Raw genomic sequence first — 9,872 nt, 5'->3', positions numbered from 1 at the left:
ATGCACGACTGCCTTGAATCCTAAGTCTTCTGTATTCTCCATGCACTCATTGTTAAGTTACGTGTGCGTTCGCCCTGCTCACTCGCTTAGGTCTATTGGCTAATTGACTATTCTGCTGATACAGCATTGACATCAACGGTTTTTGTCTCGGATGTGAAACCTGAAGTTGGCGCATCAACTGCCTGTACAGGCTCTTCACCCTTGCGAACTTTGAGTCGCTCAAGTGCCCAAGCCGATAATTCAGCAACCAACAGGGTGGCGATGAGACCGTCGTCAATCCAGCCCACAATGGGAATAAAGTCTGGGGAAATATCGAATGGGCTGAGTAGATAAAGTAGCGAACCGCCAATAATCCACCAACGATATTTAGGGTTGCGAATGACGTTGCGATACCAACCTGAGATTGAATCTTTCATGGATGTGTCTCCTCCGACTACATTTAAATCTTGTCAGATTACTGTAGAGAACTCCGGTGTGGATATCCTCCTGCTTTTTGGAGAGCATTAGTACGGGTTCGGCGCTGCGAGCGAAGCAGGCTGATCAAATCTATCGTGAGACCGATGCTGCACTGGAAGCAAGACGGCTATTAGAGGTCTTCTCTACACCAACTGAATGGCTTCAAGGTCACATACTGTTGAAGCTTTTAATAAGCACTCTTTTCAAGCATCGTTGCGTTAGCACGGCTCAACCTTGTACTGAGAGCAATCGTGCGTTCACCTGTATCGATTAATACCTCTATTTCTTGCGTCACCCTACTAAGTCACGCGATCGTTACAGAAAGTTGACTCATTGCCCTCCAGTTTTCAGCTTAACCCGCAACATTTTGCCTAAATTTGACTGAAATTTCGTCAGTCTGTTTGAATGAGGTTCTAAATCTCTAAAATTGAGTAGCCTCAGATTTATCGACATGCCAAGCGGGATTCTGAGGTGGGGAACGTATGGAGGGTAAAACAGACTGTGAATGTTGCGGAAATCTTTCAAAAAGGTGGAGTCACGATCTTACCTTTGCTTTTTCTCTCAATTTTGGCGCTCAGCGTCATCATTGAACGTGCCTGGTTTTGGACGAGTGTGCTGCTCAAGGAACGTGAAATCGTGAATCGCGTTTTGGATGCAGCACGAAGAGACTGGGCAACAGCGAAGGAAATTGCTCGACAGGCGCATGAACAGCCGATCGGACGGTTTCTTTATAGCCCGCTGCAGCTTGAAAATGCTGATCCGGAAATGTTTCGGTTGGCGCTCGAAGCCACGGCAGATGAAGAGCTTTCCTCTATGCGCCGTGGTGATAAGGTGCTGGAGGCCGTTATTGCGCTGGCTCCCTTGCTGGGTCTACTGGGTACGGTGATCGGCTTAATTATTTCGCTGAAGTCCATTCGCATCGGCGATATTGGCACTGCTTCAACAGCAGGGGTGACAACAGGTATTGGTGAAGCCCTCATTAGTACCGCTAGTGGCCTAGTCGTTGCGATTCTGAGTCTGGCCTTTTACCGCTTGTTTCAGGGTCTCTTGTTTAACCAGGTCAAAGTGTTTCGCAAGGCTGGCAATGACCTGGAATTGCTTTACCGCCAGCACTGGTTGCAACAAGCTAGCAAACCGCTTTAACACGAAGACATCACCGACGATCGCGCCTTCAAGAGCGCTCCGATCTTGAAGCTTTTGGGACTGTGGATTGTTTCTAAGGACTGCCGTAATGAAAATTAACCTTGATACGCCGACAGAGGAAGTCCAGATTCAAATCATTCCGCTGATTGATGTCATCTTTTGCATTTTGACGTTTTTTATTCTGGCAGCGCTCCAGTTAACTCGCCAGCAAGGGATTGAGATTGATTTGCCGAAGGCAAGCACTGGTGCGACACAGATGCGACAAATGCTCGTGGTAACCGTGAGCGCTACGGGGCAAACTTTTGTGAATAAACAGTTTGCCGATCGCGCCCAGCTTTATCAACAGCTCCAGGACTATCATCAAAAAAATCCTGATGGCTTATTGGTGCTGAATGCTTCGCAGACGGCATTTTACAACGATGTCGTACAGGTGCTGGATGTGATGCGGCAGGTGGGCGGCGATCGGGTCGCGCTGGCAACCCAACCTGCTGAAACCAGTCAACCCTCTGGAGTCATCCCTGCCCCAACGGTTAGTCCCACTATTACTAACCCTACGACTGACCCGTTCAATATTTTTGCGACCCCCAGTTCTGGTCAACCAGCTAATTCATTACCGTTTCAGAACCCCCCTGCCTCTGGGCAACCCTCTAATGTTGCTCCGTCCGGAGCACCTGCGCCAAGGACTAATCCTTAGCAAGGAATCAATCGTAGCAGGCAGTTGAGAACTGCTGGGGATGTTGCGTTCTGGAGTTTATCCTGACCGTCGATTCCTCCCTACTACTTACTGCCTACTGACCACTGTCTCCAATCTGTACCTTTTTGTCGAGCCATGCTTCTTACTCTTGGTACACGTCTTTGCTGCGGTTCCATCAGTAACGTTTGAATACCGGCAAGCTAGTTGAGCTTTGTCGTTAGTCTAACTGAGAGGTAATGAGCAATGAGCAATGAGAACGTTAGAAGAAACAATGAACCCGATGCAAACCCTGATCCGATTACGGGTGAACCGGGTGCTCATCCAGTCGGCACTGGTGTTGGCGCAGCGGGTGCTGGCGCAGCGGGAGCGGCTGTGGGTGGTGCGATCGGTGGTCCCGTTGGTGCTGTAGTCGGTGCTGTAGTCGGTGCTGTTAGTGGTGGTTTAGCTGGTAAAAACGTGGCTGAACGAGTCAACCCTACAGTTGAGGAGGCGTATTGGCGTGAGAACTATGCTTCGCGCCCTTATGTGGAGCCGGATCACGACTACACCGACTACGAGCCTGCTTACCGCACCGGTTATGAAGGCTACTCTAGCCACCATGACCAGGGTGTGACCTACGATCAGGCTGAACCTACTCTGCGCCAAAATTATGAAGCACGGCAGGGTGGCAACAAATTAGGGTGGGAAAAAGCGAAGCACGCGACGCGTGACGCGTGGGATCGCGTTGAACGCGCGCTTCCTGGCGATGCTGATCACGATGGCAGATAGTTTGTGGCTCGACCATGACGGTTAATGAAAAACGACTAGGATCAATCGATCCTGGTCGTTTTTTTGTTTTTTCAAATGACTTTGAAGCTGTCTAGGCCAATTGGACACTTTGCAAACTGCCTACCCTCCAAATCTGGGTCAAATCCTCGACCGTATCTTCTATTACTTGAACTAGCAAGCATTTGCTCGCTTTTACGTTGACGGACGATCGCTACACTTGGTTAAGCAAGTTGGCATACTGTACAACAGTGTGTAAAGCGATGAAATTAATATTTTCTTTAGACTACGCGTTAACACATTACCCGTTCGAGTCTGCTGGAGAAGCAACTGATGGCGATTTCTCGAATCAAGCGTCAAACTCTGAAAGACTCTAAATGGCAAACGTTTCGTCCCCGCATCGCGACACTGGTTCTTTTAGGGTCTGTCGTATTAGCCGTCGGAGTGTGTATTGCCTGGTTTACGGGGCAGGGACGGATTGATCACATCTTCACTCGATTGAATTGGCTACAAGAGTCACCGCCGCTCTGGCTGGTCGTGCCAATGGTCGCCGTGCAATACCTGCTGGCACCAACGGTTATTCTTTTGTTCATCGCGCTGGTGGTAATGAAGGTTTCTCCAGAACCGCGCCGTTGGTCACGGACGATTGTGGTAGGTATTTTGCTAGCGCTGACCATTCGGTATATTGCATGGCGATCGCTAGCGACACTCAATCTTGCTGATCCTTTAAATGGCGTCTTCAGCCTGGGCTTGTTTGGGCTAGAAATGCTGATGTTGGCAAGTGGGATCATTCAGCTCTTCCTAATGTTGCGGATGAAGGATCGTCGTCGGGAGGCAGACCAAAACGCGATCGCTGTACTGGAAGGAACATTCATCCCGACAGTCGATATTCTGGTACCCACGTACAACGAACCGACGTTTATTCTACGACGCACAATCATGGGGTGTCAGGCGGTGGACTATCCATACAAACGAGTCTATTTGTTGGATGACACACGGCGGCCGGAAGTGCAAAAGCTAGCGTCAGAATTGGGTTGTGAGTATATGACGCGCCCAGACAACCGCTATGCTAAAGCGGGAAATTTGAACCATGCGATCGCCCTCACTGCAGAAGCTGGCACTTACGCCAAGAGCGACCTGATCGTGGTGTTTGATGCTGACTTTGTACCAACCCGGAACTTTCTGACGCGCACGGTGGGTTTCTTTCAGGATGAGCAGGTGGCTCTGGTACAAACGCCTCAGAGCTTTTATAACCCTGATCCGATCGCCCGTAACTTGGGCTTAGAGGACATCCTGACACCCGAAGAAGAAGTCTTTTATCGCCAGATTCAACCGATTCGGGATGGTGCGGGTGGGGTCATTTGTTCGGGCACCTCGTTTGTGGTGAGGCGCAGTGCGCTTGAAGCAACGGGTGGCTTTGTGACAGATTCACTGAGCGAAGATTACTTTACGGGCATTCGTCTTGCAGCACAGGGTTATCGTTTGCTGTATCTGGATGAGAAATTGAGCGCTGGTTTGGCAGCCGATAACATGTCGGCTCATGCGACCCAGCGGTTACGGTGGGCTCGCGGTACGCTTCAAGCCTTTTTTATCGAAGCAAATCCTCTGACCATTCCCGGCCTCAGCCCCCTACAGCGTCTGGCACATTTAGAAGGGCTGCTGCACTGGTTTACCAGCATTTCTCGCGTCGGCTATTTGATTATGCCGTTGGCCTTTTCCTTTCTGGGTGTCATTCCCGTTCGAGCCACGCTGGATGAGTTGATGTATTTCTTCTTGCCCTACTATGTGGTGCAGCTCATGTTTTTTTCCTGGCTCAATCACCATTCGCGATCGGCGCTGTTGTCAGATATTTACTCGCTGGTGCTGACTTTTCCACTTGCACTCACAGTGATTCAGGTCATGCTGAGCCCGTTCTCGAAAGGCTTTAACGTGACACCAAAAGGCACTGCTACCGATCGCTACTTCTTTAACTGGAACCTGGCACTACCGCTCATTGTGTTGTTTCTCATGACGGCCGTCAGCCTGTGGTGCAACCTGAGCATGTGCATGGTCACTGGTTGGTCGGCTAACGTGACACCCGAACTTAAAGGCCTTGGGCTTGGCTGGCTCTGGAGTAGCTACAACCTGATCATGGTCGGTATTGCACTATTGATTTTATTGGATGTGCCACGACCCGATGCCAATGACTGGTTTAACTTACGCCGAACGGTGCGGTTGTGTTTTTCACCACCGATCGACGAACAGCGCGAACCAGAAGCACAGGGATGCAGAGACACAGGGAGGGAGAGCATAGGATCGTGGCGGGATCGGGATCGGGGCAATGCAAGTACGCTCGTCGCGCCATCGCCTCGCTCTTTACTGCTCTCTGCACCACAGACTCACAAGCCCTTACCCCTCATTCTTTGGGGCGTGACGACCATGATCTCTGAAGCGGGGGCCGAAATCGCTCTGACTCAAGCGGGCTTTCCGACCTTGGCACCGGGAGACACACTACCGGTCTCGCTAGAAGTGATGGAAGCTGACTTGAAACTGCAAGGGGTGGCAGTGCTTAGCGGTATGAGGGATGGTTTTCCGACTGTAAGAGTGATGTTTGAGCACTTGAATTTGCAGCAGCAGCGCTGCCTGGTGGAGATGTTGTACTGCCGCCCAGGGCAATGGAAACGCCGCAAAACGCCGGGAGAGTTTCAGTCGTTACTGCTGTTGTTCAGGATTTTGCTGAAGCCACGGATAGTCTTCGATCGTGATCACGATGTACGAGCACTTGAGGTTGCCAAGGGGTAGTGTGGCTCTGGTACTAAATTGTACTGACTGATCCGTACTTGTATGGATCTAAGGTTAGCCAGAAGAGTAGTGGCACCCAATTGTAGGATCTATTGGTTTAATCAGTGATCCCGCCTATCCCAATCACAACAACATGGCAGTAGAATGGTTGCCGTTGTCTAAAATCAGGTCAAATCGAAAACTGCGTGCCACATAATCTCATCGCTCTTGGTGAGTCTGCAACGGTAGACTCGTCGCCTCGTTCAGAAGCACTACCATTCACCTTACAAGACCTGAAAGCAAGTATCCCTGCTTGCTGTTTTGAACCCTCTGTCTGGAAATCTCTCTCGTACTTCTTTTTCGATCTTGGTATCATTGCTGTCCTCTATGCGATCGCCCACACGATTGATGCCTGGTGGTTTTTCCCTTGTTTTTGGCTGCTGCAAGGCACGATGTTCTGGGCGCTCTTTGTCGTCGGACACGATTGTGGGCATGGCTCGTTTTCGCGACAAAAATGGCTCAACAATCTGATTGGGCATCTCTCACATACGCCGATCTTGGTGCCCTACCACGGCTGGCGGATCAGCCATCGGACGCACCACAGTAATACAGGCAACCTCGACACGGATGAAAGCTGGTATCCCGTATCCCAGTCTAAGTATGAGCAAATGCCCTGGTATGAAAAGCTTTTTCGCTTTTATCTGCCTCTCCTGGCATACCCGATCTACCTATTTAAACGATCGTCTGATCGCAAAGGGTCGCACTTTCACCCTGACAGCGCCCTGTTTCGTCCGTCTGAACGAGGAGACGTGCTGACCAGCACGTCACTTTGGCTGCTGATGGTTGCCTTTTTGGGCGGACTTGCCTATGCCTATGGCTGGCTGTTTCTGGTGCAGTATTATGTGGGGCCTTACATTGTCTTTGTGATCTGGCTCGATTTGGTGACGTTTTTGCATCATACAGAGCAAGAGATTCCCTGGTATCGCGATGATGATTGGTACTTTTTAAAGGGGGCACTTTCAACCATCGATCGTGACTATGGTTTCCTAAACTCCATTCATCACGATATCGGTACCCACGTGGCGCATCACATTTTTCTCAACATGCCCCACTACCACCTGAAAGCCGCAACGAAGGCAATTAAGCCTATTCTCGGCACCTATTACCGCAAATCGGACGAATCGATCTGGAGCGGTTTTGTGCGCTCATATCGCACCTGTCGCTTTGTACCGAACGTTGGGTTGCAAGTCTATTATCAAGCCCCCAATGAGCGCTCAACAAAAGGACATTGAGTTTAGGACTTAGCTGCAAGGACGATCGCTGACTGAAGAGGACGCGATCGTCCTTGCCTATGAAACTTAAAAGCAGTGTAGACTTTCTTGCATATTGCAGACACCAGCATCAACGATGGCAACCAATCAACCAGAACCCAGCACTCAGCAATTACTCACAGCGTTACTGCAATCAGCTGCCCAACAAAACCAGAATCTTGATGCACTGACGCATCAAGTCGGTCAACAAACTCAACACCTTGATGTGCTGACCGATCAAGTCGGCCACTTGGCCGAAGTGCTGACTGAACAAATGGGTCGCTTGGGAGGAAAGATTGATACGCTGACCGAGGTTGTCACGACTGGTTTTTCAGAGTTGAAAGCTATCACTAGCGAACAGGCAGACACTGCCAAACAGCAGGCAGACACTGCTAAACAGCAGGCAGAGAGCATTTCGCGCCTTGCTGCCACTGTAGAACGTCAGGCTCAGATGGTAGAGCGCTTGCTACCCCAGGGTTTACTGCAATAGGATCTGAGGCAACGACTCTCGATCGGCTTGAAAACCAGGAGATCAACGCGTGCAGATTACTAAACGCAATGTCGAACTGCGAGTAGACGACGGCCTCATGCGGGTGTATGTTGCGGCTCCTAAGCCAGCGGGACGTTATCCTGGCATTTTGTTCTATAGCGACATTTATCAGCTTGGTGGTGCGATGACTCGGTTAGTCGATCGCCTTGCAGGCTATGGTTTCGTGGTAGCGGCTCCCGAAATCTTTCACCGGCTTGAGCCTATCGGTACTGTAATTGAGCCAGATGATTTAGGCCGCATGCGAGGAAACGATGCTGCTAGACGGACGGCGATCGCCGAATACGATGCCGATGCTCCTGCTGTGATTGCTTGGCTCAAACAAGACGGGACTGTTTCGGCTGAACAAATCGGCACAATGGGCTTTTGCATTGGTGGGCATCTCGCCTTTAGAGCAGCGTTCCAACCGGATATTAAGGCTGCAGTCTGCTGCTATCCCACAGGCATTCATAATGGCAAGCTCGGTAAGGGCGTTGCCGATACGCTACAGCGAATGTCCGAAATCGAGGGCGACTTGCTGATGGTCTTTGGAACGCTGGATCCTCACGTACCCGACGAAGGGAGACAGGCGATCGTCCAGGCACTAACGGCTGCTGGAACCACGCATAAAATTCTGCTCTATGAAGCAGACCATACCTTTATGCGTGACGATGGGTACCGCTACGACTCAGCAGCGGCGGATGCGGCATGGGCAGAGATTACAGCCTTTTTGAAGCAGGTTTTAGACTAAGGAGCTGTAAAGAAATAACGTCATGGACTGTAGCGGTCAGCCGTTAGCGGTCAGCCATGAGAGAAAAGCTGATAGCTGATAGCTAATCCAAACGTATGCAGTTATTTTTTAACAAGTCCTAAGCTCAGCCGGAGCGATCGCCTACTGAATTTTGGCTTCAAACGAGCGACAAAAATCCTGCACACCCGTCTTGATGACAAAAATGGCGACAGGCGTTGCCAGCTTCAGCGGTAGCATGGTGTGCTCGGTCAAACTCAGGAGCAAGTTTCCGGTCAAACCATCCTCCAACGCTTCTTTGTGATCGGCACGACATAGAGCATGCCGCCACTGTTTGGCGACGCCTTCAATCCAGCGATCGTTGGTATCAGGTTCTTGCCCAACCTGAATGGCCAGCGCGATCGAGGCATCTTCTAGATCGCCTTCACAGTCCTCAATTTCATTAAGAGCAGCCAGCGCATCGGGGTAATCTGCCAGGTCAGCCCGAAATTGTTCGATTTCTTCCGGTGTCACAGTGATGGTCATACAGCGGCGGGTTACAGAGACCACGATCCTATCAGTTCGTGCCTTTAATCCACCACACCTTCTTCTTTAGGGCAACCCTGCCCCCTAATCGATGCGTTTCTACGCCGCGTCGTCGAAGCCCCTGAGGGCACTGAAAGTGTACAAGCCAAGTGCGATCGCTTACAGCCCAACGAGTTCTCGTGATTCCAAACCTGTCAGCTTTTGGGCGATCGTGAGCCGTGTTTCTAACTTGGCAACACTAAACTCATTGCGTAAATGCTCTAACCGGGCGAGCGCATTTGCTTTCTCAGTTGAGATACGGTTCAAAGCGTCCAGTGCTCGCTGATACTCTTGATTGACCTGAAGCACCTCAAAGCGCCGTGCTTTGCGCTGATGGTCATTCTTGAGTGCGGTTTCAAACGCGACGACCATTTCGGCGTTCCCTTCAAGGCGGGCAAGGTGCTGGCGCACATCTGCAATTTGATATTCAAATTCGTTGACGGCTTGAGCAGCCTGCGCGATCGCGCTGGGATATTGACTGAGACTAAGTTTCATAAAAAACCCCTGGAAAGCAATAAAGAGCAAACTGAATGTGATCGGCAGAGTCAGGCTCAAGCTCAACGAAACTCAGGCAGCCAACTCTGTTAACTGAGGCAGTGGAGTAGAGTGAGGCAGTTCCTTTGGTGCAGAAAACGGTTTCGTTGTATCGACAGAGGCTTTCTCCAGTACTTTGACTTCGATGTTGACTGCAATGAGATAGGAACCGGGTGCTTCTCCTATAGCCTGAGCTACCAAATCGGCTAAAGCGGGATGATCAGCCGTGATGGGGTCGCGTAAGGTGCGGCGATCCCAGTCGTACTTCGCGTCTGGATCAAGGTTGAGAATGTAGTGCTTCGTCATGAGACAAGAACTTAAAATAGTACATGTATACTATTTTAGTGGATCTAGCAGTCGGTAACAAGTGTG

The 9,872-nt window shown here is 50.5% G+C and carries 11 protein-coding genes; 7 read left to right on the top strand and 4 right to left on the bottom strand.

Going from position 1 to position 9,872, the window contains the following annotated elements; all coding sequences use genetic code 11:
- Positions 1-107 precede the first annotated feature (107 nt).
- On the bottom strand, positions 108-416 hold the full coding sequence (locus C7B82_RS24195; RefSeq protein WP_106259282.1) for a YkvA family protein: 309 nt from the start codon (positions 414-416) through the stop codon (positions 108-110).
- A 541-nt stretch (positions 417-957) separates the two neighbouring features.
- On the opposite strand from C7B82_RS24195, the gene C7B82_RS24190 reads away from it, so the two are divergent.
- From C7B82_RS24190 to C7B82_RS24160, 7 genes are all read left to right on the top strand, one after another.
- The gene (locus C7B82_RS24190; protein WP_106259281.1) at positions 958-1,599 is read left to right on the top strand and encodes a MotA/TolQ/ExbB proton channel family protein; all 642 of its coding nucleotides are present in this window, start codon (positions 958-960) and stop codon (positions 1,597-1,599) included.
- A gap of 88 nt (positions 1,600-1,687) precedes the next feature.
- Positions 1,688-2,293, top strand: a complete 606-nt coding sequence (locus C7B82_RS24185; RefSeq protein WP_106259280.1) for an ExbD/TolR family protein — start codon at positions 1,688-1,690, stop codon at positions 2,291-2,293.
- Between the two features lie 243 nt (positions 2,294-2,536).
- Complete coding sequence (locus C7B82_RS24180; protein ID WP_106259278.1) at positions 2,537-3,061, top strand: hypothetical protein; 525 nt, start codon at positions 2,537-2,539, stop codon at positions 3,059-3,061.
- 330 nt (positions 3,062-3,391) lie between these two features.
- A complete protein-coding gene (locus C7B82_RS24175; RefSeq protein WP_219904668.1) occupies positions 3,392-5,839 on the top strand; it encodes a glycosyltransferase in 2,448 nt (815 codons plus the stop codon).
- 185 nt (positions 5,840-6,024) lie between these two features.
- Positions 6,025-7,110 carry a fatty acid desaturase gene (locus C7B82_RS24170; protein ID WP_106259277.1) on the top strand — a complete coding sequence of 362 codons (1,086 nt, stop codon included), beginning with the start codon at positions 6,025-6,027 and terminating at the stop codon, positions 7,108-7,110.
- A 115-nt stretch (positions 7,111-7,225) separates the two neighbouring features.
- Positions 7,226-7,618: a hypothetical protein gene (locus C7B82_RS24165; RefSeq protein WP_106259275.1), complete on the top strand. Its 393-nt coding sequence runs from the start codon at positions 7,226-7,228 to the stop codon at positions 7,616-7,618.
- Positions 7,619-7,667: 49 nt separating this feature from the next.
- Positions 7,668-8,405, top strand: a complete 738-nt coding sequence (locus tag C7B82_RS24160; RefSeq protein WP_106259274.1) for a dienelactone hydrolase family protein — start codon at positions 7,668-7,670, stop codon at positions 8,403-8,405.
- 141 nt (positions 8,406-8,546) lie between these two features.
- Here the strand turns inward: C7B82_RS24160 and C7B82_RS24155 are convergent, their stop codons facing one another.
- From C7B82_RS24155 to C7B82_RS24145, 3 genes are all read right to left on the bottom strand, one after another.
- Positions 8,547-8,927 carry a hypothetical protein gene (locus tag C7B82_RS24155; RefSeq protein ID WP_181357643.1) on the bottom strand — a complete coding sequence of 127 codons (381 nt, stop codon included), beginning with the start codon at positions 8,925-8,927 and terminating at the stop codon, positions 8,547-8,549.
- Between the two features lie 159 nt (positions 8,928-9,086).
- Positions 9,087-9,461 (bottom strand): hypothetical protein, encoded by a 375-nt coding sequence (locus tag C7B82_RS24150; protein ID WP_106259288.1) that lies wholly within the window; start codon positions 9,459-9,461, stop codon positions 9,087-9,089.
- Between the two features lie 72 nt (positions 9,462-9,533).
- Entirely contained in the window at positions 9,534-9,806 is a 273-nt protein-coding gene (locus C7B82_RS24145) for a hypothetical protein (protein WP_106259272.1), read from the bottom strand.
- Positions 9,807-9,872: the final 66 nt, after the last annotated feature.

This window comes from Stenomitos frigidus ULC18 (genome assembly GCF_003003795.1).
GTDB classification, from domain to species: Bacteria; Cyanobacteriota; Cyanobacteriia; order Leptolyngbyales; family Leptolyngbyaceae; genus Stenomitos; species Stenomitos frigidus_A.
This window is presented reverse-complemented; position numbering and strand designations above follow the sequence as displayed.